At 66.0% G+C, this 26143-nt stretch carries 24 protein-coding genes and 1 pseudogene; 2 read left to right on the top strand and 23 right to left on the bottom strand.

All coding sequences use genetic code 11. The features are described 5' to 3' along the window. Nucleotides 1–64: 64 nt before the first annotated feature. The 17 genes and pseudogenes from der to BB28_RS11545 all read right to left on the bottom strand — a co-directional run bounded on the left by der (nucleotide 65) and on the right by BB28_RS11545 (nucleotide 16585). Nucleotides 65–1465 (bottom strand): ribosome biogenesis GTPase Der, encoded by a 1401-nt coding sequence (gene der, locus BB28_RS11625; protein ID WP_030098010.1) that lies wholly within the window; start codon nucleotides 1463–1465, stop codon nucleotides 65–67. Further along, entirely contained in the window at nucleotides 1462–2136 is a 675-nt protein-coding gene (cmk, locus tag BB28_RS11620) for a (d)CMP kinase (RefSeq protein WP_109550714.1), read from the bottom strand. Before cmk ends, der begins: the two co-directional genes overlap by 4 nt. Nucleotides 2137–2144: 8 nt before the next feature. After that, nucleotides 2145–2885: a pseudouridine synthase gene (locus BB28_RS11615; protein ID WP_046253632.1), complete on the bottom strand. Its 741-nt coding sequence runs from the start codon at nucleotides 2883–2885 to the stop codon at nucleotides 2145–2147. Between the two features lie 3 nt (nucleotides 2886–2888). Further along, nucleotides 2889–3629 (bottom strand): SMC-Scp complex subunit ScpB, encoded by a 741-nt coding sequence (scpB, locus tag BB28_RS11610; protein WP_046253631.1) that lies wholly within the window; start codon nucleotides 3627–3629, stop codon nucleotides 2889–2891. Then, nucleotides 3626–4492 (bottom strand): segregation and condensation protein A, encoded by an 867-nt coding sequence (locus BB28_RS11605; RefSeq protein WP_419894525.1) that lies wholly within the window; start codon nucleotides 4490–4492, stop codon nucleotides 3626–3628. The genes scpB and BB28_RS11605 overlap by 4 nt, the downstream gene beginning before the upstream one ends. 20 nt (nucleotides 4493–4512) lie before the next feature. After that, entirely contained in the window at nucleotides 4513–5394 is an 882-nt protein-coding gene (locus BB28_RS11600) for a ParA family protein (protein WP_030098015.1), read from the bottom strand. A 116-nt stretch (nucleotides 5395–5510) separates the two neighbouring features. Beyond that, on the bottom strand, nucleotides 5511–6458 hold the full coding sequence (gene xerD, locus BB28_RS11595) for a site-specific tyrosine recombinase XerD (protein ID WP_046253629.1): 948 nt from the start codon (nucleotides 6456–6458) through the stop codon (nucleotides 5511–5513). Further along, nucleotides 6455–7099 (bottom strand): NUDIX domain-containing protein, encoded by a 645-nt coding sequence (locus BB28_RS11590; RefSeq protein ID WP_081252254.1) that lies wholly within the window; start codon nucleotides 7097–7099, stop codon nucleotides 6455–6457. Before BB28_RS11590 ends, xerD begins: the two co-directional genes overlap by 4 nt. 7 nt (nucleotides 7100–7106) lie before the next feature. Beyond that, nucleotides 7107–8786: pseudogene (locus BB28_RS11585) on the bottom strand (CTP synthase); the annotation flags it as partial. Nucleotides 8787–8928: 142 nt separating this feature from the next. Continuing rightward, a complete protein-coding gene (locus tag BB28_RS11580; protein WP_046253627.1) occupies nucleotides 8929–9861 on the bottom strand; it encodes a copper transporter in 933 nt (310 codons plus the stop codon). 7 nt (nucleotides 9862–9868) lie between these two features. Beyond that, nucleotides 9869–11053 (bottom strand): putative cytokinetic ring protein SteA, encoded by a 1185-nt coding sequence (gene steA, locus BB28_RS11575; RefSeq protein ID WP_046255757.1) that lies wholly within the window; start codon nucleotides 11051–11053, stop codon nucleotides 9869–9871. A 127-nt stretch (nucleotides 11054–11180) separates the two neighbouring features. Next, a complete protein-coding gene (gene recN, locus BB28_RS11570; protein ID WP_046253626.1) occupies nucleotides 11181–12950 on the bottom strand; it encodes a DNA repair protein RecN in 1770 nt (589 codons plus the stop codon). A gap of 2 nt (nucleotides 12951–12952) precedes the next feature. Beyond that, on the bottom strand, nucleotides 12953–13873 hold the full coding sequence (locus tag BB28_RS11565) for an NAD kinase (RefSeq protein WP_046253625.1): 921 nt from the start codon (nucleotides 13871–13873) through the stop codon (nucleotides 12953–12955). Further along, nucleotides 13873–14679: a TlyA family RNA methyltransferase gene (locus tag BB28_RS11560; RefSeq protein WP_046253624.1), complete on the bottom strand. Its 807-nt coding sequence runs from the start codon at nucleotides 14677–14679 to the stop codon at nucleotides 13873–13875. The genes BB28_RS11565 and BB28_RS11560 overlap by 1 nt, the downstream gene beginning before the upstream one ends. 2 nt (nucleotides 14680–14681) lie before the next feature. Beyond that, on the bottom strand, nucleotides 14682–14891 hold the full coding sequence (locus BB28_RS11555) for a hypothetical protein (protein ID WP_030098024.1): 210 nt from the start codon (nucleotides 14889–14891) through the stop codon (nucleotides 14682–14684). Nucleotides 14892–14940: 49 nt separating this feature from the next. Continuing rightward, entirely contained in the window at nucleotides 14941–15945 is a 1005-nt protein-coding gene (locus BB28_RS11550; protein ID WP_081252253.1) for an HAD-IIA family hydrolase, read from the bottom strand. Beyond that, nucleotides 15938–16585 carry a hypothetical protein gene (locus BB28_RS11545; RefSeq protein WP_030098026.1) on the bottom strand — a complete coding sequence of 216 codons (648 nt, stop codon included), beginning with the start codon at nucleotides 16583–16585 and terminating at the stop codon, nucleotides 15938–15940. The genes BB28_RS11550 and BB28_RS11545 overlap by 8 nt, the downstream gene beginning before the upstream one ends. Nucleotides 16586–16925: 340 nt before the next feature. Between BB28_RS11545 and BB28_RS11540 the strand changes: the two genes are divergently transcribed. Beyond that, the gene (locus BB28_RS11540) at nucleotides 16926–18584 is read left to right on the top strand and encodes an ABC-F family ATP-binding cassette domain-containing protein (RefSeq protein ID WP_046253622.1); all 1659 of its coding nucleotides are present in this window, start codon (nucleotides 16926–16928) and stop codon (nucleotides 18582–18584) included. A 6-nt stretch (nucleotides 18585–18590) separates the two neighbouring features. On the opposite strand, the gene tyrS is transcribed toward BB28_RS11540, so the two are convergent. The 3 genes from tyrS to BB28_RS11525 are packed head-to-tail and all read right to left on the bottom strand — an operon-like array spanning nucleotide 18591 to nucleotide 21552. Beyond that, nucleotides 18591–19892: a tyrosine--tRNA ligase gene (tyrS, locus tag BB28_RS11535; protein ID WP_046253621.1), complete on the bottom strand. Its 1302-nt coding sequence runs from the start codon at nucleotides 19890–19892 to the stop codon at nucleotides 18591–18593. 12 nt (nucleotides 19893–19904) lie between these two features. After that, a complete protein-coding gene (locus BB28_RS11530) occupies nucleotides 19905–20942 on the bottom strand; it encodes an ADP-ribosylglycohydrolase family protein (RefSeq protein WP_046255756.1) in 1038 nt (345 codons plus the stop codon). Continuing rightward, the gene (locus BB28_RS11525; RefSeq protein ID WP_046255755.1) at nucleotides 20923–21552 is read right to left on the bottom strand and encodes a DNA-3-methyladenine glycosylase; all 630 of its coding nucleotides are present in this window, start codon (nucleotides 21550–21552) and stop codon (nucleotides 20923–20925) included. Before BB28_RS11525 ends, BB28_RS11530 begins: the two co-directional genes overlap by 20 nt. A 128-nt stretch (nucleotides 21553–21680) precedes the next feature. Here BB28_RS11525 and BB28_RS11520 point away from each other — a divergent pair, with 128 nt between their 5' ends. Next, entirely contained in the window at nucleotides 21681–22286 is a 606-nt protein-coding gene (locus BB28_RS11520) for a TetR/AcrR family transcriptional regulator (RefSeq protein ID WP_046253620.1), read from the top strand. On the opposite strand, the gene BB28_RS11515 is transcribed toward BB28_RS11520, so the two are convergent. The 3 genes from BB28_RS11515 to BB28_RS11505 all read right to left on the bottom strand — a co-directional run bounded on the left by BB28_RS11515 (nucleotide 22276) and on the right by BB28_RS11505 (nucleotide 26040). Then, nucleotides 22276–22479, bottom strand: coding sequence for a Trm112 family protein (locus BB28_RS11515; protein ID WP_046253619.1), 204 nt, complete (start codon nucleotides 22477–22479; stop codon nucleotides 22276–22278). The two genes, BB28_RS11520 and BB28_RS11515, sit on opposite strands and share 11 nt — an antisense overlap. Nucleotides 22480–22489: 10 nt before the next feature. After that, nucleotides 22490–22969 carry a hypothetical protein gene (locus BB28_RS11510; protein ID WP_046253618.1) on the bottom strand — a complete coding sequence of 160 codons (480 nt, stop codon included), beginning with the start codon at nucleotides 22967–22969 and terminating at the stop codon, nucleotides 22490–22492. A 98-nt stretch (nucleotides 22970–23067) separates the two neighbouring features. Further along, nucleotides 23068–26040 (bottom strand): acyl-CoA synthetase, encoded by a 2973-nt coding sequence (locus BB28_RS11505; protein ID WP_046253617.1) that lies wholly within the window; start codon nucleotides 26038–26040, stop codon nucleotides 23068–23070. Nucleotides 26041–26143 lie beyond the last annotated feature (103 nt).

Here is a 26143-nt window from a genome sequence, read left to right as displayed (position 1 = left end):
GGAGCCTGAGAGCGCAATGTGCACAGGGTCCTTTAGCTTGTGCCCGTTGCTATCTCGCCGCCAGTTAGCGCTTGGGCCCGCGCTTCTCGCGTACTCGCACATTCACCCTGATGGGAGTGCCTTCGAAGCCGAAACTTTCGCGCAACCGACGTTCGAGGAATCGGCGGTACCCCGCCTCGAGGAAACCGGTGGTAAATAGCACGAAGGTGGGTGGCCGCGAGGTGGCCTGAGTGGCGAACAACACACGTGGCTGCTTCCCGCCGCGGACCGGCGGCGGCGTCGCGGCAACCACTTCCTTGACCCAGGTATTGAGCTGACCGGTAGAGATACGCGAGTCCCAGGACTGCAGTGCAGACTCCAGCGCGGGCACCAGCTTCTGGATGGCCCGCCCGCTCTTGGCCGAGATATTCACGCGCTGCGCCCAATTGAGCTGCGCAAGCTGAAGGTCTACTTCACGTTCAAGGAGATCGCGGCGATCCTCGTCCACCAGGTCCCACTTGTTGAACGCCAGTACCAATGCGCGCCCGGATTCGACCACCATCGACAGCACCCGCTGGTCCTGTTCGGTGATGGGCTGGGACGCGTCCAGAAGCACGATCGCTACCTCGGCGGCCTCGATGGCTCCATGGGTGCGCAGCGAGGCGTAGTACTCATGACCCGAGGCCTGGCCAACCTTACGGCGCAAACCAGCCGTATCGACGAAACGCCAAGTCTTGCCGCCGAGTTCGATCAAGGTATCCACTGGGTCCACGGTGGTTCCGGCAGTATCGTGCACCACCGACCGCTCGTCCCCGGACAGCTTGTTCAGAAGAGAGCTCTTGCCCACGTTGGGTTTTCCGACGAGAGCCACACGCCGCGGTCCGCCCTCCCCCGATCCCCGCGCTGACACCTGGGGCAGATCGGCGACCACACGGTCGAGTAGATCCGCGACCCCACGCCCGTGCATGGCGCTGATGGCGATGGGCTCACCCAACCCCAGCGACCATAGTGTTGCGGCATCGGCCTCGGCACGGTCGCTATCAACCTTGTTGGCCGCCAGGAAAACTGGCTTGCCCGAGCGGCGCAGCAGCTTCGCCGCGTCTTCGTCGGTCGAGGTGGGACCCACCGTCGCATCGACCACCAGAATGATCAGATCCGCGGTCGCCATCGCATGCCGCGCCTGTTCGGCCACGAGCTGTTGCAGGCCGGTCGCATCGGCCTCCCAACCACCCGTGTCCTGCACGGTGAATCGGCGATCCAGCCATTCGGCCGGGTACGAGACGCGGTCCCTGGTCACCCCGGGGATGTCCTGCACGACCGCTTCGCGCCGCCCGATGATGCGGTTCACCAACGTCGACTTGCCGACATTCGGGCGACCGACCACCGCCACCACCGCGGGCGGGGCGCTCGGCTCCTCGGTTTCCTCGACTCCATCGAATTCGTCGAGTTCCCACTCGCTTTCATCGACCCATGTGCCGTCGGTCATCGGGATGCCCCTGCCTTTGCGCGAACGAGGTCCAGCAGGTGGGCCACCACCTCATCCTGTGTCATGTCGCTGGTGTCGACCTCTATCGCGTCCTGCGCCGGACGCAACGGCGACACCGCCCGGGTCGAGTCCAGATGATCGCGGCGTTGCACGTCGGCGAGCACGCGCTCGTACTCATCGGCCCCGCCGCCCGAGACGTTCTGTGCGTTACGGCGCTGGGCCCTGGCCTGTGCCGATGCGGTGAGATAGATCTTCACGTCGGCCTCGGGCAGCACGACGGTACCGATATCGCGGCCCTCCACCACCACGGCGCCGCCGCTGCCCTCGGCCAGCTCACGCTGCCGTCGTACCAACCGCTCGCGCACCTCCGGAACCGCGGACACCGCGGAGACCGCGCCAGTCACTTCGGTCCCCCGTATGGGAGTCGACACGTCCTCTCCGGCGAGTAGAGCCGTCTGCACATCCGGATCGGACCCAACCGACATGGGCACCTCACCGGTGGCCGCAGCGATGGCCGCCGGATCGGTGAGGTCGACGCCGGCGCGCAGCACCCAGAGCGTCACGATGCGGTACATGGCGCCGGTATCCAAATAGGCTGCGCCGAGCTGTCGAGCCAATTCCTTGGCAACCGAGGACTTTCCGGTGCCCGATGGACCGTCGATGGCCACCACGACGCGTGTCACAGACCTACCGCCTTATACAGCGAGCCGATCTCATCGCGGCCCAGGGCGCGCAGGCTTCCCGGACGTTGATTACCCAGCGTCACATCGCCAATCTTGGTGCGCACCAATTCCACTACGGGATGCCCCACGGCGTCCAGCATCCGGCGCACGATGCGATTGCGCCCCTCGTGCAGGGTCAGCTGGATCATGGTCTGGCCGTCAGTGGTGCCGAGGAATTTGAAATCGTCGACCTTGGCGGGGCCGTCGGCGAGTTCCACACCGTCGCGCAGCTGTCTGCCAAGACTGCGCGGTATGTTTCCGGCGACCGTGGCGATGTAGGTCTTGGGCACCTCGTAGGACGGGTGCATGAGGCGGTGCGTCAGCTCCCCGTCATTGGTCAGCAGGATCAGTCCCACGGTTTCGGCATCGAGACGGCCGACATTGCGGACGCCCTGGTTGCTGCGCACCCGCTCTTCGATCAACTTCCCGATGCACGGGCGGCCACGGTCGTCCGACATGGTCGAGAGCATCCCGTAGGGCTTGTTGAGTGCCAGATACACCAGCTCGGAGTTCATGATCACCCGCGCACCGTCGACGCGAACCACGTTGACGGCGGGATCGATTCGCCGGCCCTGCTCGGTGACGATCTCGCCATCCACCTCCACGCGACCGTCGAAAATCATCCGCTCAGCGACCCGGCGTGACGCAATTCCTGCTTGCGACAACACCTTCTGTAGCCGAATTCCTTCTTCGCTCATCGTTCAGTCCTGATCAACAGTAAAGGCGGGCGCGGCACCTGATCCAGCGCCGTCGGTCGGCGTCCGGTCGAGCCGCGCAAACCTCGGCTCGTCGCCAAGGTTCTCGGATAGGTCATCGATCACGTCGATATCGGGAAGAAGCGGTGCGATATCGGGAAGATCCGACAGTGACGTCAGCCCGAGCCGCTCCAGGAACAGCTCGGTGGTGCGGAACATCACGGCGCCGGAATCGTCATCGGTGCCGGCTTCGGCGATCAACCCGCGCATCAGCAGTGTCCGCATGACGGCATCGACATTCACACCGCGGACGGCACTGACGCGAGATCGCGTCACCGGTTGCCGGTAGGCCACCACGGCAAGGGTCTCCAGCGCCGCTCGAGTCAACTTCGAACGTGCACCGTCCAGCAGCAGCTTCTCCACGTAGGGGGCGTACTGGGCGCGGGTGTACATGCGCCAGCCGTCCGCGGTCTCGCGCAGGTCGATACCGCTGGTGCGGTCGGTCAGGATCTCGGAAATCCGTTGCAGCGCTTCGGCTACACGATCCAGCGGCTGCGCGACGACGGTAGCCACCGCTGCCGCACTGATGGGTGTGTCCACCACCAGCAGCAGCGCTTCGAGAGTGCTACCGAGTTCCTCATCGGTCATCGGGACGAACTCGTCCGATTCCTCCAGGATGGGTTCTGCTGAGGGGTCGAGCTCGGTGGACTCCTCCGACCCCTCAACAGAGGTCGTCTGCTCACTCATGTGTAGTCCACTGCCTTTTCTAGATCATCCTGCGCCGGGCGCTCACCGGTCCATGAAACTTGGAGCGGTCCAAGCGGTTCGGATTGCTCGAATAGTACCGCCTTGGAGCGGTAGAGCTCGAGGACGCCCAGGAAACGGGCCACGATCTCAATGGGTGCCGTGCACTCGGCCACCAACTCGGTGAAGGTCATCCATTGCCCCGCACCGCGTTCGGCCAGCAGTTCAACCATCCGTTTGGCGTGCTCAGGCACCGAAACGCGGGGAATATGCAGATGGCTAAGACCCACCGTCGGCACCGGTCGGGGCGTAAACGCACCGGCCGCGAGCTGGGCGAATTGGTCGCCATCGAGTCCCAGGTGCACCGGCGGCAACAACTCGCTGAACCGCTCCTCCAACGCCACCGCACGCGGATATGAACGCAGCGCGGCGGCCTCCAGTTCGGCAAACATCTCCGCCACGTGCTTGAAGGCCCGGTACTGCAGCAGCCGCGCGAACAGCAGGTCCCGGATCTCCAGGAGGGCCAGATCGTCGGCGTCGTCCACCTGACCCGAGGGCAGCAGCCGCGCCGCCTTGAGGTCCAGCAGTGTGGCCGCCACGACCAGGAAAGCGGTGACCTCGTCCAGGCTGTAGGTATCGCCCAGCGACTTGGTGTACGCGATGAACTCGTCGGTCACCTGGTGCAGCGACACCTCGGTGACATCGAGTCGATGCTGCGAAATCAGTTGCAGCAGAAGGTCGAACGGACCCTCGAAGTTTGTGAGGCGAATCCGGAAACCGTGTGTTTCGGGAGCAGCCTCTTCCAGGGCCGCGGACTCGGGCGCCACGGGTTCCGCTGAGGTCTCGACCGGATGAGACACAGCCAGCTCTTCCGGTACCTCAACCGTCACGATTCGAACCGGTCGATTACCTCGCGAGCCAACGAGATATACGCCTGGGCACCGGAGGATTTGGGCGCCCACGTGGTGATGGGCTCTCCCGCCACACTGGTCTCCGGGAAGCGGACGGTGCGGGTGATCACGGTGTGGAAGACCTGATCGCCGAATACCTCGATGACCCGGGCCATCACCTCGCGCGCGTGCAAGGTACGGGCATCGAACATGGTGATGACGATTCCGGACACCGACAGCTTCGGGTTGAGCCGGTCGCGCACCTTGGCGACGGTGTCGGTGAGCAGCGCCAGCCCGCGCAGCGAGAAGAACGCGCATTCCATCGGGATGACGACACCCTCGGAGCAGGCCAGTGCGTTCACCGTCAGCAGACCCAGCGACGGCTGGCAGTCGATGAGCACGTAGTCGTAGCGGTCGAGCACCGGGTGCAGCGCACGGGCCAGCGAGTGTTCCCGACCCACCTCGTTGACCAGCTGAATCTCGGCCGCGGACAAGTCGATATTGCTGGGAATCAGGTCCAGGCCGTCGACCCGGGTGCGCATGAGGACATCGTCCACCGATACCCGCGGCTCGACCAGCAGGTTGTGCACCGTGGTCTCCAGCTCGTGGTGCGCGATGCCCAGACCGGCTGACAGCGCCCCCTGCGGGTCCAGGTCCACCAGCAGGACGCGTCGGCCGTACCCGGCCAGCGCGGCGCCCAGATTGATGGTCGACGTGGTCTTACCCACCCCGCCCTTCTGATTGCACATCGCGATGACCTTGGCCGGTCCATGGCTGGTCAGCGGCTTTGGTTCGGGAATGTCTTTGTGCGGACGACCGGTCAGGTCAAGGTCGCCGTCTTCGGCGGGAAAGTCGGAGTCAAGACTGGAGTCCGTCACGCCACCTCCCGGTCATCTGTTCGACCCTCTTCGCACGAGCGGCTCATCGAAGGCATTCGCGCAAGTCTAGTGGGGTTGTGGCTTGCGGTAGCGGCAACCCGCGCATGGAGTCGGCACTATCGGGCGCGGGGATGCGCACCAGCCCATACTTCGCGCAGCGAACTGACCGTGACCAGCGTGTAGATCTGTGTCGTCGTCACCGAGGCATGGCCGAGCAGCTCCTGCACGACGCGAACGTCGGCACCGCCTTCCAGGAGGTGCGTCGCAAAGGAGTGCCGCAGTGTGTGCGGTGATACGGCCGCGCTGATCTTGGCGCGTTCGGCGGCATCGGCAAGTACCTGCCAGGCGCTTTGACGTGAGAGCCGCCCGCCCCTCGAGTTCAGGAAGAGCGCAGGCACGCCCCCGCGCCCTCGCCGTGCCAGGTCCGGACGTCCGCGCACCAGGTACGCCTGGAGCGCTTCCACCGCGGGGCGCCCCACGGGCACCAGCCGTTGCTTGCCGCCCTTGCCCCAGAGCAATGCCGAGCGGGCCTGAACATCCACATCGTCGACATCGAGCCCCACCGCCTCGGAGATCCGCGCGCCGGTCGAATACAGCAGTTCCAGCAGTGCACGGTTCCGCAGATCGAGCGGGCCGTCCGTGACGGCTCCGCCCGCGGCGGCCAACAGGGCCTCGACTTGGTCGACGGTGAGACTCTTGGGCAGCCGCCGGTTGGGCGTCGGCGGTTTGACGGCGCGTGCTACATCCGTCGGTACCAGCCCTTCGATGGCCGCGAACCGGTGCAGCCCACGCACGGCGATCAACGCGCGGGCCGCCGAGGACGCGGAAAGTTCGGGGACGCCGTGCTCGGGGTCACCCCGGCGCAGCGTCACCACGAAATCGCTGACATCGGGTTCGGACACATCGGCGAGCCGATCGATCTTGCGGTCGGCGAGATGCTGCTGATAGCGGCGCAGATCGCGACGGTACGAGCTCAGTGTGTTCGCGGCGACGCCGCGTTCCACGTCGAGGTGATCCAGGTAGGACTGGATCTCACCGTCTAAGAGCCGGACCGCCACCGTCACATTCGGGCCTTACGTTCCGCGAACGCTGTGGGCCGGTCCGGCCAGGGGGCGTCCGAGGCGCGGGTGTGGTGACCGGTCAGGGCCACATGTGCGGCCAGAATGCCCGCCGCGGCAATAGCATTCACGATTTCACCGGCGAGCACCATGGACACCGCCTCATCCAGCGGTACCCAGTGCACCGTCATATCGGCCTCTTCGTCATGACTTTCGCCGCGGCCCGGATGTGACAGCCCGGTGGCCAGAAAGACCCTGACCACCTCGTCGGTGAACCCGGGTGAGGCGGCGGCGTCCACGAGTACCCGCCAGGTGGTGGCCTCGACACCTGCCTCTTCCTGCAGCTCACGGGCGGCGGCCAGTTGGGTGTCCTCCCCCGCGATGTCCAGCAGGCCGGCGGGCAGTTCCCATAGCCGGTGCCCGAGCGGATGGCGGTACTGATGCACCAGCGCGACCCGCCCGACCTCATCCACCGCGGCGACCGCGACGGCCCCGTAGTGCTCGACAACCTCGCGGATCGCGCTTCCGCCACCGGGCATCGCGACACGGTCGCGGCGCAGCGCCAGAATGCCGCCCATGTACATGGGCTCGGACTCCAGGGTGACGAACTCGTGGCGCTCGCCCTCCCCGGAGGCCCCGCTACTCACTGTCAGGATCCAACGGAAGACGCTCGGCCGCTTTGTATTCCATTGCTGCGCGGATGAACGCGACGAACAGGGGATGTGGACGGGTGGGACGGCTCTTGAGTTCGGGGTGGGCCTGGGTGGCGACCGCGAACGGATGGACGTCCCTCGGGTACTCGACGAACTCCACCAGGTGCCCGTCCGGTGATGTGCCGGAGAACCGCAGGCCGCTTTCGGTGATCTTGTCCCGGTAGGGGTTGTTCACCTCGTAGCGATGCCGGTGCCGCTCGGATACCTCGGTCGTTCCGTACGCCTCGGCGACGATCGAATCGGCTTCCAGGATCGCGGGGTAGGCACCCAGGCGCATCGTTCCGCCCAGATCCGCCTCACCGGCGACTGCCCGCACCTGATCGGCCATGGTCGCGATCACCGGGCTCGGGGTGTCGGGATCGAACTCGGCCGAGTTGGCGTCGGCCAGACCCGCCGAGCGGGCCGCCTCGATCACCATGCACTGCAACCCCAGACACAGGCCCAGCATCGGGATACGGCGCTTGCGGGCGTAGCGGATGGCGCCGAGCTTGCCCTCGATGCCCCGGATGCCGAAACCGCCGGGGATCAGCACGCCGTCTACATCGCCGAGCGCGGACTGCGCACCGGCCTCGGTCTCGCAGTCATCCGAAGGCACCCACTTGATGTCGACCTTCGTGCGGTGCCGGAACCCTCCGGCACGCAATGCCTCGGTGACCGACAGATACGCGTCGGGCAGATCGATGTACTTACCCACCAAGGCGATTCGTACGGTTTCGCTGGGCTCGTGGACGCGCTGCAGCAGATCGCCCCACTCGGTCCAATCGACGTCGCGGAAGGGCAGGTTCAGCCGGCGCACCACATAAGCGTCAAGTTCCTCGCGGTGCAGCACCTTCGGGATGTCATAGATGGACGGGGCGTCCGGCGTGGAGATGACACCGTCGACGTCGACGTCGCACATGAGCGCGATTTTGTTCTTGAGCGGCTCGGGCACCTCCCGGTCGCAGCGCAGAATGAGCGCGTCGGGGGTGATACCGATGCTGCGCAGCGCGGCGACCGAGTGCTGCGTCGGCTTGGTCTTGAGCTCGCCGGACGGCTTCAAGTACGGCACCAGGGACACATGCAGGAAGAAGACGTTGTCGCGGCCGACGTCGTGCCGGATCTGGCGCGCGGCCTCCAGGAACGGCTGCGACTCGATGTCGCCGACCGTGCCGCCGATCTCGGTGATGACGATGTCGGGCCGCTGCCCCTTTTCGTTGGGTTCGGCCATGGCCAGAATCCGGCTCTTGATCTCATCGGTGATGTGCGGGATTACCTGCACGGTGTCGCCGAGGTACTCGCCACGTCGCTCTTTGGCGATGACGGACGAATAAACCTGCCCCGTAGTGACATTCGCCGACCCGGACAAGTCGCGGTCCAGGAAGCGCTCATAGTGCCCGACATCGAGATCGGTCTCAGCACCATCCTCGGTCACGAAAACCTCGCCATGCTGGAACGGGTTCATGGTGCCCGGATCCACGTTCAGGTACGGGTCGAGCTTCTGCATGGTCACTTGCAAACCACGTGACGTGAGAAGTTGCCCGAGGCTGGAGGCGGTCAGTCCCTTGCCCAGCGAGGAGGCCACACCGCCGCTGACGAAGAGGTGCCTGGTGGCGGATTGAGGATGCTTGCGTAGACCTGCCAACTTGGCTCCCGTGACGACTGCGCAGGGCAATTCTGACTAGCTCGGGGCCCTGCTGACCCACGGAACCTCACCCTAACAAACACGCCGACAACCCGCGCTGAACACGCCGTGCGGTGTGGGCTAGATCCCCTTTTCGGGTCTTCTACGGCACCGTGATGGAGGTAGCTCCCGGCCCCAGTCCATACCGGCCCGAGCGGCCGTCGGACTGTTCCCGCAGCGCCAGGACGGTGGTGATACGGCCCGAGGCCATCTCGATATCGTCGACGGTGCTCGCCGCGGAGGCCATGGAGCTGTCGGCCCGGGTGACGGCAATCGCCGCGATGCCGTCGGCCGACCCGCTGCGTCCGGCGAGCACGGTGCCGGAACCGCGCCGATCCAGTGCGGCGGCGAATCGCGCGACGGTGGAACCCTTGTTTCCGGCGTCGTTGGGCAGCGCTCCCCCGGTCACGATCACCGCGAGGTTCCCCGCCGACACCTGTCCGTCCGTGTAGGTGATGAACCCGCTCTGACGCAGTGCCGACAGTGCGATGTCGCGCTGCTCATCGGTCACCGGTGGTGCCGGATCTTTCGGGACCTGCAGCACGATGCCCACCAGGTCACCCGCCTGCGACCCCTGATCGACGATGTCGGTACGCAGTGTGGTGCCGGCGGGCAGGATCGACGAGTTCACGATGGTGCGCAGTCGTTCGCCTTGATTGGCATCGGTGAATTGATCGGTCAACCCGATCCGGCCCGATACCGATCCGCCCGCGGCGGCGATCAGCTGTGCGATGCCGTCGACATCGGCGCGATCGGCCTCCGGGGTGGTGATCAGCACGACCTTGCGATCGCCCAGGGCGCCAGAGACCATTCGAGGCGCCATGGTGGCATCGAAGTTGCTTGCCGCGTTGAGTTTCTCATTGAGGGCATTCTTGTCCTGATTCAGGTCCTCAATCTGCCGCTGCTGGGTGCGCTTGTCGTCGCGCAGACCGGACAGCAGGGTGTCGTTGAGCAGACCGGAACCGAGTATGACGCCCACCGCGAGTGCGAGGAAAACCGCAGCGAGGGATATTGCGTGCTGGCGCAGGGTAATCACGGGTAGCTCAGCTGACCAGGTTCTGCACCCAGACCGTCAACCGGTTCCAATAGGCGAGCAGCCATTCCGCGGCGCTGTCGCCCGCGCTGGTGACCCACAGCATGGTGATCACGGCAACCAGCACCGCGAGGATCAGCAAGGCAATGGCCCCGCCGGAGAACCGGTTGCGGTACAGCGTTGCAACGGCTTTGGAGTCGACGAGCTTGGCGCCGACCTTCAGCCGGGTCAGGAATGTCGACGGATTGGATTGCTGCCGTTCACGATCGAAGAACTCCTCGATCGATGCGGTGTGGCCCACGGTGACGATCAACGATGCTCCGTGATGATCGGCCAGCAGGAGCGCCAAGTCCGCCGCCGAACCCGCGGCCGGGAAGGTGACCGCGCCGACTCCCAGGTCCTGGATGCGCTCGAGCCCGGCGGCATGTCCGTCGGCATCGGCGGGAAGCACCACCTGCGCACCGGATTTCAGGACATCGTTGCTCATGAACAACGGGTCGCCCACCACGATGAGCGGCCGGTACCCGGCCTTGCGCAGGATGTCCGCGCCGCCCCCGACTCCGATGAGAACCGGCTGGTACTCCTTGATGAAAGGCTTGAGGTTCTTCAGGTCATACACCGCACCCGCGCCGTCGGACACCACGATGACGTGCCGGTTGCGCAGGTCGACATCAACGTCCGGGATGCCGATGCCGTCGATCAGCAACGGGCTCTCGCTGCGGATGAATTCGATGGTGTTGCCGGAGAAGGCCTCCAGGTGCGCGACCAATCCGGTCTTCGCCTCGGTCATCAGGTCGTGCACGTCCGCATCGGTGCGCGGAGTTCCCGCGATCAGACGGCGATCGCCGTTGTAGATGCCGCCGTTGTGCACCCGAACCGTGGAGCCGTCCTTGACCTTTTTGAAGACCTCGGGTCCGATGCTGTCGATAAGGATGATGCCATTGGCGACGAGCACCTCGGGTCCCAGATTCGGGTACCGGCCGGAGATCGACGGCGAAGCGTTGACGACGGCGCTCACGCGGGCGTCGACCAGAGCATCGGCCGTGATGCGATCCAGATCGAGGATGTCGATGATGGCGATATCACCCGGATTGAGGCGTTGCAGCAGCCTGTTGATGTCCCTGTCGGTACGCACTGTTCCGACGATGCCGGGCCTGGAGCTGCTGCTTCGCGTGAGCATCGTGGTCAAGTTCATGAAGGTGATCATGACGCGACGGGCCGTCGAGCCTGTGGAGGCGCGCCGTAACACCTGTCACATTAGTCACTCCAGTACCGCTGATTTTCCGCGGGTCGTGCCCTGTGATTGTTTGCGAAAAGGGGCCTTAGCCCCGCTCGGAGCGGGCCGCGTCGAGCAGCTCGCGGGCATGCGCCCGGCCAGTGTCGGAGTCGCCGAGACCGGCGAGCATGCGGGCCAGTTCGGCGACCCGGTCCTCATCATCCAGACGGCGCACACCGCTGCCTTTGCTGTTCACCCGGTCAACCGTGAGGTGGATATCGGCGAAGGCCGCGACCTGCGGCAGGTGCGTTACCACGATCACCTGATGCGTGTGGGCCAGCTTGGCCAACCGTCGACCGATCTGCACGGCCGCACGGCCACCTACCCCGGCATCGACCTCGTCGAACACCATCGTGGTTCCGGCGGTCGAGGCGGCCAGCACCACCTCGAGGGCCAGCATCACGCGCGAGAGCTCACCCCCGGATGCGCTCTTGGCCAGCGGCAGTAACGGGTTATCGCGATGGGCGGCGAATCCGAATTCGACGGCGTCGGTACCCGCCGATCCCGCGTGCACGATCTGCCCTGACGGCAGCGCCAACGGCGCCGAGTCATCGGCCCGGGCCGCGATGGGCTCCACTGCGATGGTGAACACGGCACGGTCCATCGCCAGGCCCGCCAGCTCGGCGGTGACGGCCTTACCGAGCGCCTTCGCGGCCTTCGCGCGGGCCTTGCTCAGAGCCATTGCCGCGACAGCCAGTTCACCGGCGAGCCGATCCACGCGGGCAGCGATGGCGTTAAGCGTTTCCTCGGAGGTGTCGACCTCGGCCAGCCTGCCGCGCGCCTCCTGCGCCCAGGCGATCACCCCGCCCAGGTCGGCGGCGTACTTGCGGGTCAACGTACGCAGTAGCCCCTGGCGTGCCAGCTTCTCTTCGAGTGTGCTTGCATCGCTGGGCAATTCGTCGGTGAACGCGGTCAACTCGCGAGCGACGTCGCTGACCACCGCAAGCGCCTCTGCCAATTGTGGCGCCAGGGCCTGCAGGGCCGCGTCATCGGTGGCTTCCAACAGCACCTTGGCCTTCGCGATGCGGTCGATCGCCGAATCCGAATCGTCGTCGCCGCCCTCCGAGTCCGCGCCCGCCAACGCACCACGTGCCGAACCGGCCGCATCGCGCAGCGCATCGAGTTCGGACAGGCGATGGATGTCGGCGGTGAGCTGATCGTCCTCACCCGGCTTGGGATCGACGGTGTCGATCTCGTTGAGCGCGAACCCGAGTCGATCGGCCTCCTGCGCGAGCTCACGCGCCCGGTTGGTGCGGTCGATCAGGTCGCGCCGCGCGGTGAGCCACTCCTCGCGCAGCTTGCGATAGGTGGTGAGCAGCGCCTCGATGCTGCCTGGCCCTTCCGAGGCGAACCTGTCCAGCGCGGCAAGCTGCTGCTCCGGGCGCATCAGCCGCAGCTGGTCGTTCTGCCCGTGCACCGTGAGCAGTCCTGCGGTGAAGCTGGCCAGCGATTTGGCGGGCACACTGCGCCCACCCAGATATGCGCGCGAACGCCCGTCGGAGGTCACCGAACGCGCGGCGATCACGCTACCGTCGTCATCCCGTTGCGCCCCTGAGGAATCCAGGATCTCGGTAACGTCGGCGGGCTCGGCGCCCAGCGGATCGGTCGTGAGAAACCGGCCCTCCACCACGGCGCGGTCGGCGCCCGCCCGCACCCGATTAGCGTCGGCGCGGGCACCACCGAGCAGATGCAGACTCGTGACCACCATGGTTTTGCCGGCTCCGGTCTCGCCGGTCAGCACGGTCAGCCCACTGTCGAACTCCGCGGTCGCAACGGGTATCGCGCCAAGGGACTCGATGCGAATCTCGGTGAGCACGATTACCTTCCCCGCCAGCCCTTGACGGGCAACTGGAACTTGCGGACGATCCGGTCCGCAAAAGGCTTGCTGTCCAAGCGTGCCCACAGCACCGGCTGATGGCCGCGCACCACTTCGACGCGTCCTCCCGGCGGCACCCTGATTTCTCGACGGCCATCACAGAAGAGCAGCGCGTCATGCCCATCGGCCTCGATCTCGACGGCGACGGTGGACGCGGGACTGATCACCATGGGCCGGGCGAACAAGGCGTGAGCGTTGTTGGGCACCACGAGGATTGCGTCCAGATCCGGCCACACGACAGGTCCGCCCGCCGAGAAGGCGTAGGCCGTTGAGCCGGTCGGCGTCGAGACCAGCACTCCGTCGCATCCGAAGGCGGAGACCGGACGGGCATCCACCTCCAGCACCACGCCGAGCACACCCAGTCGCGGGCCCTTTTCGATACTGACCTCGTTGAGCGCCCAGCCACGCTCGACGACCTCGCCGCCAATGCGAACCAGGACGTCCAGCGTCATTCGGGTCTCGACGCGGTAGGTGCCCTCAACCACATGGGTGAGCACGGCCTCGAGCGCCTCGGCCTCGACCTCGGCGAGAAACCCGATGCGGCCCAGGTTGACTCCGAGCACCGGCGCGGTTGCACTACGTGCCAGATCCGCGGCCCGTAGAAAAGTGCCGTCCCCGCCCAGTACCAGCACCAGTTCGCACCCGGTGGCGGCGCTCTCGTCTGCGTCGACAACCTCGACATCGACACCAAGGGAGCGGAATTCGGTGGGGTCCAAATGCACAGGGCCACGATCGATGGCCTCAGCGGACAACACCCGCAAGGCGATACCGTTCTCCCCCAGCGTTTTCGCGACACGCTGGGCAGTCTCGGTAACCTCGTCGCGTCCGGTGTGCGCGACGAGCAGAATCTTGCGTTCGGTCATTACTGGGGTCCCCTCGATACTGCATCGGCGACGGCTGATTCGATATCCAGGCCGGAATCTGTGTTCCGCAGCCATAGAAAGTATTCGACGTTTCCGGACGGCCCGGGAAGCGGGCTCGCCGTCACGCCCGCGGCATGCCAACCCTGCCTCTGCGCGCGACGGGCGACAGAGACCACGGCATCGGCGCGCAGTTGCGGGTCACGCACCACTCCTCCCGCGCCGACGAGTTCCTTACCTACCTCGAACTGGGGTTTGACCATCGGTAAGATATCGGCATCGTCTGTGGCACAGGCGATCAGCGCATCAAGCACCAATCCGAGCGATATGAAGGACAAGTCGGCCACGATCAGTTGAGCCGGTCCACCGATCAGTTCCGGTGTCAGGGCGCGCACATTGGTGCGGTCCAGCACGGTAACCCGATCGTCGGACTGCAGGGCCCAGGCCAGTTGCCCATACCCGACGTCGGCGGCGACAACTTCACGAGCACCCGTACGCAACAACACCTCGGTGAAGCCGCCCGTCGAGGCGCCGGCATCCAGGCAGCGCTTGTCCTCTACGGAAAGTCCCTGTGGGCCAAAGACGTCAAGCGCCCCGAGGAGTTTGTGAGCACCGCGCGAGACCCACTTGTCCTCGGCCTCCCCCTGCACCACAAGCGAAGCCGTCGCGGGCACGGCTGTTGCGGCTTTCGCGGCGGGTATGCCGTCGATACGCACACGTCCCGCGTCGATAAGTTCAGCCGCCTGCTGACGCGACCGCGCGAGCCCGCGGCGCACCAACTCGGCGTCGACCCTGGCGTGCCGGGCCATGGCTATCCCTGCTCCGCGGATTCCAGCGCTCGGACCAACACGTCATGTGCCTGCTCCAGGACCTGGGCTTGGGTTTCGAGATCCAGCTCGGCGTCGGTTTCGCCCAGGCCGGCAGGCGGGTCGAGCTGACCCAGCAGCGCCTGCACCTGGGACCTGACCTCATCGGGGTCAGGTCCAGCAGCGTGACGGGCGACATCGTTCGGGGTGGTCATCGCGCTCAAGGCTAATGGATCGCCCCCGAGCGGCAGGGGCGACGACACACTATCCGGCAGAAAGCCCCTGCAAGGCTCGTTCCGCCAGGTCATCCGTGGACACGATGGGCCTGATCGCCGGGGCGGAGCCTGTTGCCCACACCGCGGCCGCCAGTGCCTGTGCCAGCGACAGCGGTGTTCCGGCGTCGTCGACAGCGCCGACCGACACCTGGCCGGTATCCACCGTTACGCGCCATGACGGCTTCGGCTCGATACGTACTTCGGTCTGCGGGAGGTGCAATGCACCCAGATCGGTCCCCAGGAAGGTGGGTCGGAGCGAGGTGTGCGCCCAGATCGCATCGACGGCACTGTTTACGCCGGTGAGCACCATGAGGCTGGGTAAGTCCGCGGCATTGGCTCCGGAGATGTCGGTATCGAGGCGGTCGCCGACGACGAGCGGGCGCGCGAAGCTGCCACGCGCCAGTGCGTCCTCGATGAGTGCGCGTCCCGGCTTGCCCGCCACGATCGGATCGGCGTCGGTGGCGGTGCGCAGCGCGGCGACCATGGACCCGTTTCCGGGCAGCAGACCGCGTTCGGTCGGCAGCGTCGCGTCGACATTGGCCGCCACCCAATAGGCGCCTGCCCGAATCGCGAGTGCCGCCTCGGCAAGGGTGGTCCAGCAGGTGTCCGGTGAGTGCCCCTGGACGACTGCACGTGGCGCCGCATCGAAGCTCCGCACCGGGGTGAGGCCAACGGCCGCAACCTCGGCGGCCAGCGCCTCGGTGCCGACCACGAGTACCGCATCGTCGCGCTCGAGTGCCTCGGCGAGCAGTCTCGCCGCACTCTGGGCGCTGGTGACAACGTCGCCGGGGGTCGCCGTGAAGCCCAGGGAGGTGAGATGTTCGGCGACCTCGGGCGCGGACCGGCTGGCGTTGTTGGTGACGTATAGCTGCCGCGCATCGCCGGCAGCTGACAACGCGGCGATGGCGTTCGGTGTGGGTTCGGCGCCCCGGAACACCGTGCCGTCGAGATCCAGAAGCAAGCAGTCGTAGGCGCCGGCAAGTGTGTCAGGCAAGTTCGGCTGCCCGATCCTCGGCGTCCGTATGGCCTTCGACATCGGCGTTAGCCGCGTGCAGGAACCATTGCACTGCTTCGGGTTTGCGATCCAGGGCCAGGAGGATATCGGCGTAGGCGTAGAACAGTCGCGCCGCGACCACGCCGACGCGCTTCGGATCGGGTGCGGGAGTCGACAGCACCGCCAACGCCTGATCAAGCTGTCCCATGTCGGCGCGCGCTCCGGCGGTCACAATGCGCAATTCGTCGGCGGCATCGCCGGTGAGCGCCTTGGCCTCATCTCCGCGGGCAAGTTCGAGGGCACGTTCGGGCCGTCCCACTCCCCGTTCGCAATCGGCGATGAGGGCCAGCAGTGGTGAGCGGGTGCCCATGCGCTTGGCCGCACGCAGTTCGGACAACGCCAGCGCCCAGTCTCCGCAGTGATAGGCGGCGATACCGAGCGCTTCGCGGACGCCCGCAATGCGGGCCGCACGGCTCTTGGCGGCCTTGGCGTGCTCGAGCGCCGCTTCCGGGTCTTCGTCGAGCAGGTTGCCCGCCACGACCAGATGCCGGGCCACCGTGTCGGCGGTGTTCTTATCGAGGCTGAGCAGCTCGGCACGGACATCGGGCGCAAGCTGCTTGGCCTCGACCTCGTCAGGAATCTGCGGGCCGAAGTTTCGTGGCGCCTGGCGCTCATCCGTGCGCCGGGGCCCGGATCCTTGATTGCGCTGCGGACGATCGCCGCTGCGCTCATCCGACCGGCGCGGACGTGCCGCACCGCCACCGCGATCATCGCGCCGCGCGCCTGAATCGCGCGCGGGGCGACTCGGGCCTTGCTTTCTGGGCCCCTGCTGCCTGGGTCCTCGCTGGTCCACGGGCACCTCCTTTACAGCGCGAGTATGCCGGTAACAGGCCCTTCGCCGGAAATTCGGTGGCGATCCACGTGACCCATTACGCAGACTTAACGCCATGTCCGCTGGTCTTCGCGCAAGCGGCTCATCCATGGGCCATGTGCAGCTCGATGCCATCGGCTATCACCTCCCGGACGGCCGAGCGCTTCTCCACGATGTCAGCCTCCGGGTCGGCGAAGGCAGCAAAACCGCGCTGATCGGCCCCAACGGGGCCGGAAAGACGACGTTGTTGCGCATCATCTCCGGCGACACCGATCCGCATGACGGGGCCGTCACCCGGGGCGGGCAGCTCGGGGTGATGCGGCAGTTCATCGGTTCCGTTCGTGACGACTCAACCGTCCGCGATCTGCTGCTGTCGGTGGCACCGGATCGCATCAGGGTGGCCGCCGAACGTTTGGACCGCGCCGAGCTGGCGCTCATGGAGCGTGACAGCGAACGCGACCAGTTCACGTATGCGCAGGCGCTGGCCGACTGGTCCGATGTGGGCGGGTATGAATTCGAGACCGAATGTGACGTACATACCACCGCAGCCTTGGGAATTCCGTTCGAGCTGGCCAGATTTCGCGGGGTCAACACGCTGTCGGGCGGGCAGCAGAAACGTCTGGTGCTCGAATCCCTGCTGCACGGTCCACACCAGGTCCTGCTGCTGGACGAGCCCGACAACTATCTGGATGTCCCGGCCAAACGCTGGCTTGAGCGCACACTCGCGGAGTCGCCCAAGACCGTGCTGTTTGTCAGTCACGATCGCGAGCTGATCAATCACGCGGCCAGCCAGGTCGCCACCTTGGAACCCACCCGGGCCGGGTCCACGCTGTGGGTGCACCCGGGGTCGTTCGCCACCTATCATCAGGCTCGGGCGGACCGTAACGCCAAGCTCGCCGAGTTGCGTCGCCGCTGGGACGAACAGCGTTCGGCGCTAAGCGATCTGGTGCTGATGTACCGGCAGAAGGCGGCGTACAACTCCGGTATGGCCAGCCGGTTGCAAGCGGCCGAGACCCGGCTGCGCCGATTCGATGAGGCAGGGTCACCCGAAGCGGTTCCACTGCGCCAGAACGTCCGCATGCGTCTTACCGGCGGCCGCACCGCCAAACGTGCCGTGATCGCGGAGAGACTCGAATTGAGTGGTCTGACAAAGCCATTCGACGTCGAACTGTGGTATGGCGATCGGGTCGCGGTCCTGGGAGGTAACGGCACCGGCAAGTCGCATTTCCTGCGGCTGCTGGCGTGCGGGGGCAGCGACCCCGAGCCGGATCAGTTGCCGGTGGGCGACATGATTCCCGAAGCCGTGCGCCACGACGGACGACTACGGCTGGGCGCACGGGTACGTCCCGGCTGGTTCGCGCAGACGCACCATCACGAGGGGCTGATGGAACGGACGCTGCTGGAAATCCTGCATCACGGGGATGAACGGCGCGCCGGGCACGGTCGCGAGCAGGCCTCGCGGATCCTGGACCGTTACGGGCTCGCACCGTCGGCTGAGCAGGCGTTCGGCTCACTTTCGGGTGGACAACAGGGCCGGTTTCAGATTCTGCTGCTGGAGTTGATGGGGTCGACATTGCTGCTGCTCGACGAGCCGACCGACAACCTGGACCTGCATTCGGCGGAGGCGCTGGAAGATGCGTTGGCAGCCTTCGACGGCACGGTCATCGCCGTCACCCACGATCGATGGTTCGCGCGGACCTTCACTCGCTTCCTCGTCTTCGGCGTGGACGGCAAGGTGAAGGAATCGGTTGAACCCCAATGGGTGTAGTGGAATCTACGACTCGCGTACCCGCTGCACCCCGGCGATGTTGCGTTTTCCGCGGCGAAGTACCAGCCAACCGCCGGTGAGGTAGTCACCGGAGGTTGGCGTCCAGTCCTCGGTGTTAACTCTGGTGTTGTTGACGTACACGCCGCCCTCCTTGAGGGTGCGGCGTGCGGCGCCCTTGCTCTCCGAGAGTCCGCTGCTCACCAGCAGGTCCACGATGGTGTCTGGTTCCCCGTCGGCGAGCCGCGCGGGCTCACCGTTGCCGGCCTCGGTGAGCGCCGCGGTCAATGTGCCCTCGTCGAGCCGGTCCAACTCGCCCCGGCCGAACAAAGCCCCACTGGCAAGTTCGACTGCCTGCGTGGCGCTTTCGCCATGCACCAGGGTGGTCACCTCGGCGGCCAGACGTCGCTGTGCGGCGCGCTCATGTGCCCGCTCGGCCGTTGCGGTCTCCAGCTCGGCGACTTCGTCGGCAGACAGGAAGGTGAACCAGCGCAGGTACCGCACCACGTCAGCATCGGCGGTGTTGATGAAGTACTGGTACCAGGCGTACGGACTGGTCATCTCGGGATCGAGCCAGAGGTTGCCGCCCCCGGTGGACTTACCGAACTTGGTGCCGTCGGCCGCCGTCACCAACGGAACGGTCAGCGCGTGCACGGAGGCACCGTCGAGCTGGCGGGCCAGCCGGACGCCGGCGACGATGTTGCCCCATTGGTCCGAGCCGCCTATCTGCAACGAGCAGCCGTACTTTCGGTACAGCTGCACGTAGTCATTCGCCTGCAGCAGCATGTACGAGAATTCGGTGTAGGAGATGCCATCACCCTCCAGTCGCCGCCGGATGGTGTCCCGGTCGAGCATGACGTTCACCGAGAAGTGCTTGCCCAGATCGCGCAGGAACTCCAGGGCGGAGAGCTCACCGGTCCAGTCCAGGTTGTTCGCGACGATGGCCCCGGTTGGGCTGTCATTGAATTCGACGAAACGCTCCAGTTGCCCGCGAATTCGGTCGGCCCACTCGGCCACGGTGTCCGCACCGTGCAGGCTGCGCTCGGAGGTGTCGCGCGGGTCGCCGATGAGACCGGTCGCTCCACCGGCCAGCACGATGGGGCGGTGCCCGGCCCGCTGGAATCGGCTCAGGGTCAGCAGCGGCACCAGATGCCCGGCGTGCAGGCTTGCGGCGGTGGGGTCGAATCCCCCATAGACGCTGATCGGTCCCTTCGCGATATCGGCCGCGAGGGTGTCGCGGTCGGTCGTCTGCGCGATGAGACCGCGCCAGGTCAGCTCGTCGAGAATGTTGGAAACCACGGCAACGATCATCCCTTATCGGGTTCAGCGTGCCGGATACCGCTCATCCGATCGCGGTCCCGCGGGCCTGCGGAGGTCATCGGCGACGGTCGCGATGACCTCGCGCAGTTCGAGCCGGTCCAGCCAATCCGGCGGCAGTGCCGGTGTGCCCCACATCGCGCCGAGGAGATTTCCCGTAATGGACCCGGTGGAATCGGAGTCGCCGGAATGATTCACCGACAAGCGGATTCCGTCCTTGAAATCATGCGCACCGGCAGCCGCCCAGATACCGATGGCAAGCGCCTCCTCCCCGACCCACCCGCCACCGAGCGCAGAGGCGATCCGTTCCGGGGTCGGCCGCTCGTGCGCGGCGAGTTCGAGACTTCTGCGCAAGGCGCCGGATGTCTCCTCATGCCCGGAATGTGCGGCGAGCGCATCGAGCGCCATGCGCACCGCCTCCGTCAGAGACGCTGCGGCCGCCAGTTGGTTGATGATCAGCGCGAAAGCCCCGGCACTGAGATAACCGCTGGGATGCGAGTGGGTGAGCGCGCCCAGATCCGCGGCGAGTTCGAACGCCCTGACCGGATCAGGCTCGGCAAGACCCACCGGGGCCGCGCGCATCACCGCCCCGCAGCCCTTGGAGTCGTTCAGCAGGTGCGTGCGCGAACCCCGCTCGCGGACAGGTGAACTGGTGGATTCCAGCGCCGACAGACATGTCTTTCCAGGGGCACGCAGCGAGTGCAGCCCGGAGACGGTGACCAACCAGCCGTCGAGAACCTCGGAGGGCACCTGACCTCCCTGGGTGTGCAGCCATCGCAGATAGGCGCGGTGGGCGATCTCGGCGGGATCGGAATCGGGTGCACGGCGCGCCCGGATGAGTGCTTCGGCCGTGAACAGCGTCATTTGCGTGTCATCGGTGATGAGCAGCGGCTGCTCCGGTGGAGGTTCGACAATGCCCCCGGGCCCGAACTGCAGCCGGATCTGGTCGATGTTGTCGAACTCGACGAGCCCCCCGAGGGCATCGCCAAGCGCACCCCCGAGCAGTGCGGCGCCGACCGGTTCCTCAGACTTCAATCGAGGCATATGGACCAGTATCCGGTTGCGGAGCGCGCGGACTGCGCCGGTACACGGACACCTCCGGATATCCGGGCAGCCAGAATCGCCATGGACGATCTGCCGCCGTGCTGACACCCACACGCGGCCCCGACTGAGCCTTCTGCTTGCGCCTCAACACGACCCGCACCGGGCTGGACGCGGAGAAGACGTCGACGCCGTTGTCTTCGGGGGTGATTCCCAGCGCGGCGCCCAAGTTTCCGGGGCCCCGAGCCAGACCGGCGTCGTTACGGGCGGTGGGACGTCGCTGCCAGCTCAGGGGTGCCCCGTCCACAATCGCCGCCGCCCGCATCAACACTCCGCCGGCGACACCGTCCGGACCGCACACCACGTTGGCACACAGATGAATTCCATGACTTCGGTACACGTAGAGGTGACCGGCGGGCCCGAACATCACCCGGTTGCGAGGCGTCGGGCCACGGAAGGAGTGTGAGGCCGGATCGGGCCACGGCCCATCGGGCACACCCCCGTAGGCCTCGACCTCGACGATCATCGCGCGGACCCCACGCGATTCGATGGTGGCGCCGAGCAGACGCACCGCAGCCTTGGCGGGATGGGTCCTCAGAATCGCGGCGCTCACCCCACGATTGTCCTTGACAGTCGTGGCAGACAGGCTCATATTCATCCTATGGTGAGTTCATCCATCGGTGAATTAGCTACCGTGGTGGCATCGGGTTGGGCCGCCGCCACGCTGCGCCGCCGGACATCATGACTCCCAAACGACCGGGCCGTCGGCCAGGAACGAGCAGCGCACGCGACGACATTCTCGCGAGCGCGCGAAAGCTGTTCTCAATCAATGGAATCGATAAGACATCCATGCGATCCATCGCCTCTGATGCCGGTGTCGATCCCGCCCTCATCCACCACTACTTCGGTACGAAGCTGGATCTTTTCCGTGAGGTGGTCCAGCTGCCGGTCGATCCGCAGGTGGTGCTGCAACCGCTGCGGAACATTCCCGTCGAGGAACTGGGAATCGCGATTCCGCGGCTCATCATCCCGTTCTGGGATTCGGAATTGGGCGCAAACGTGCTGGCCGTGTTCCGGTCAGCGCTCAGCGGCGCAGATGACGGGCTGGTTCGGGTCTTCTTCCGCGAAGTCCTGGTCAACATCATCGCCGAACGCGTGGACAGCCCGGCCGGGAGCGGAGTGCTGCGTGCCGAGTTCGCGATCACGCAGATGGCCGGGATTCTGGTGGCGCGATACATCATGGCGGTTGAGCCGTTGGCCTCGCTGACGGCAGAGGAGATCGCGCTCACCGTGGGACCGAATATTCAGCGGTATCTAACGAGCGAGCTACCGGTCTTCACTCGGTGAAGCGCTGGTGCTCCTCATCGGTCACCTCGCGGGCCTCGTCGGGCAGGAGCACCGGGATGGAGTTCTCGATCCGGTAGGCCTTGCGCAGGCGGGGGTTGTAGAGGATGCCGTCCGTCTCACCACCGATGAGCAGGAGTGCCCCGCGATCGATGGGGCAGACCAGGATGTCTAGAAGCGCAGCGTCAAGAGGCATGTCGGTGGTGTCAGCCCAGCGGGATGTTCTCGTTGAAGATCTGCTGGCCGCCGCCACCGCTGACGCCAATACCCGGTCCGGGACTGACGTTGGGCGGTCCACCGTTCGGATTGTTCGACCCGTTGGTACCGCTGATGCCGATGTGAACTGGCTGCTGCGGCTTCTGCGCGGCCTTGAGGAACTGGGACTGCGTTGCGATGACCGACTTCAGGGTGTTGATCAGCGGCATCTGGCTGGGGCGTTTGTCCAGGGCAGACTTGAGGGCGTCGTTCTGCGCCGAGCTGACCTGGGCGCCCCGGGCACGCAGCTGCAGTGAGGTGCGGACCAGGTTGGATACCTGCCCACCACTGGTTCCGGTGGAGTACTCGTGCGCGATGTCGTCCAATACGTCGGCGCTAGCCGTGCCGACACCGGGCCCGAACACCAAGGCTGCGGAGAGGCCGGCGGAGGCCAGAGCTGTGCCAGCGAGGGCACGTAGGCGTGTCGGCATGACGAGTTCCTTCCGGTATCGCGGACGTCAGCCTAACAACAACCCGTCGTTTGAGCAGCGGAAGGCGAGGGGACCGGGGCTGGCACGCCCGATGCGGGCTACTGGGCGACGCCATGAAGCGCGTCGTACGTCGCGGCGGTTAACCGGTGGTACGCGCCGGATTCGGGGTCCAAATACCAGGTCTGGCGTCCCGGTTTCGGCAACCCCGACTCGCGAAGGTGTGTGGTGGAAGGGCGATAGGTCGCGCTGAAGGGCAGATTGGATACCACCTTGACGATGTCCGGGCGTTCCGAGATCGGCACGGATACGAAGGCCTCCGCGAGATCCGCGGGCGATATCGCCTCCCCGGGGCGAAGCACCACAGCGGTCACCGCGACATTGGCCTCGCCGGACTCCACGGGGTACGTCGCGACCAGGTCGATTGCGCTCACCGAACCCAATGCGTGACTGGTGGCTTCGGCGTACACAACGCCGTGTGCGGTACGGATGGCGGTGTTTCGGCCGTCGAGCATCCAGAAATCGCCGTCCTCATCGCGACGGAAGAGAGATTCCGAAGACACCCAGGTATCACCAGGCGCGAACACGCCGCGCCGAACCGCAGCGGCGGGATCCACATCGCCGGGCGGCTTCGCCAGGAGCAGACCGACCTCGCCGGGCTTGGCGATCTGTACGAACCCGTCCTCCCCCTCGATGATGACGTCGTCGACCGGGTCGTATGCGGCGAGCCGAACCTTGCCGCCGCCGGGCAGTGGCCGCCCCTTGCTGCCGATCTTGGTACCCGACACATTGGCCAACACCGCTTCGCCGTCGGTCGTCGCGAAGAACTCGACGACATGGGCGGGTGCGAATCTGTCGGTGACGCGCCGCCATAGACCCGACGGCATGCCCGAACCGATGAACAACCGCACTGGATGGTGCGCGCCCAACGCCAGCGAAGGATCGTCGATGACCTCGTGCATCATCGCCCAGGTGTAGGACACGACGGTCACCCCGTACTGGTGGATCTCCTGGACGAATCGATCGGGATTGAGCCCGCGCGACAGCGCAATTCGCGCGCCACCCGCCACCGCTCCGCCCAGGCTCACCAAGAGGCCGGACTGATGATGTAGTGGCGTGAGGCAGTACACGGTGTCATTGGACGTCAGCGCGGCGGCCGACGCGGTACCGAATGCCGACAACGCCCACCGGTGGTTGGTGATCTGCTTGGGTACCAGCCGGGATCCGTATCCGCTGAACATCACGAACGCCAGATCGCGGGCCTGCCCGGGGTCTGGCCGATACCAGCCGGGCAGCTCGACGGCATCGGGGTCGATCTGCTCCATGTCGATGATCGAGCCGTCGTCCGGTATGGACAGATCGCGCGACTCGCCGCCGCCAAGCACCAATATATGTGCGGGAAGCCCTTGTGCGACAGGAAGGTTCGGCGGATCGGTGAGCAGTTCGGAAATCTCCCCCAGCTTCACCGCGACTTCGAGGTCCGCATCGGGCGGCAGCAGCACAGCCACGGCCCCCAGACGGGACAGCGCGGCGATCGCCACCAGGGCGCTGGGGCGGGTCTCCATCAGGACACCTACCCGGACACCTTGCCGCACACCCACCTCGATGAGGCCCCGGACCACGTTGTTGATGCGGCGGTCCACCGCCTCATAGGTATGCACCCGGCCGTCGAACAGGAAGCTCTCACCATGAGGAGTACGGCGCGCTTGTTCGGTCATCAACCGGCCCAGCGAGATTCGGGTGTGATCGTGGATCTGGCCCAATCGCGTCAACCGTGGCAGTGTGCGAACCGCCTCGACGGCAATGGATTTCACCGACTTGTTGGCGGCCGCCGCGGCCGCTCCCGCAGTGCGGGCGGCGGCGATGGCGACCTCGGTGGTGGTGCTCAGACCGTGGGCGACCCGAGACGTGAGTGGGACACCGCCGCCGTCCAGCTGACCGCTTTCGTGCTCGTACATGAGGTCGACCGCCGGGGGTTTGGATGCCTCGCCCTCACGCCATTGCACCCACTGACTCACCGTCGGCCAGGTCTGCGCCACCGCGGTCGAGCCGACCACCAGACCGAAGTGGCCGGCGCGGATGAGGTATTCGTACACGTCGGCCTTCGGCGCGGCACGCAGGATGCCACGCACCGAGGCCGGCTGCCCGATGTCGTCGACCTCGCCGACCACTGCCAGTACCGGGCAGGTGATGTCGCTGAGCGTGACCACGCGATCGTTGACGGTGAAGCCGCCGGTGGTCATCCGGTTGTGCACCACGAACTGACGCAGCAGCTCCGCGATCGCGGGCCCGGACCAGGCGATCCAGCCCTCGTTGGCCAGGAACTTACGCTGCTGCTCGCGCGGGAGCAGTGCGTCGCGGTCGTGCAGCTGCCGCAAGAAGTCGAGACGGCCCTTCACCGTCTTGACCGGGTCCAGCATCTGGAACCCGATGCGAGCCGACCACGCCGGAATGGAGAACCGGCTGAATATGTGGTCGGCCATGAACTCGGCGATATCAGCCGAAAGCCCCGCAGGCATGCCCATGGGCATGGCGGCGTTGGCGTCGACCGGCGAACCGAAGGTGATGATGCTCGCGATGGTGCGCGACTTGCGCAGTGCCGCAGTCTGATAGCAGAACATGCCACCCTGTGAATATCCGGCGAGATGTACCTGACGGCCGGTGATTCGGTGCACGGTTTCGATGGCGTCGCTGACGGCCACCACGTGATCGGACAGGGTGCGCTCCATGCCCCCGGCCATCCGGTCGGGGCTGCCGAAGTCGATGACCCAGGGATCGATGCCCTCACGGTGCAGGATGCCGACGGCGCCGCCGTCCTGGGTGACGTCCCACATGTCGGCGGCCATCATCATCGGGTGCACCATCAGGACAACCGGTCCGGCATCTTCCGCGCCGGAGGACCCCGGTGCGAAGTACCGGCGCAGCCGGTACATGGGCACGCTCTCGACGATCTGGTGCGAGGACGCGGTGCTGCCGGTCTCGAGTCCACCGAGGCGCAGGACCTCCAGCCCGTTCTGCGCGGTGGCGGCCAGGCGGGCGACGGGCTTGGTCAAGGAGGAGAGATTGAAGGACACAGCTGCTCCTTAAATACCGATCATCCGCAATATTGCCCAGGTGAGGGCCTGCATATCCTGTCACAGCGGGCGCATCGGGCTGACCGAATCCCAGCCACCGGAT

This window comes from Mycobacteroides chelonae CCUG 47445 (assembly GCF_001632805.1).
In the GTDB taxonomy this organism is placed as follows: Bacteria; Actinomycetota; Actinomycetes; order Mycobacteriales; family Mycobacteriaceae; genus Mycobacterium; species Mycobacterium chelonae.
Note: the sequence above shows the minus strand (reverse complement) of the source record. Positions and strands in the feature narration are given on the sequence as shown.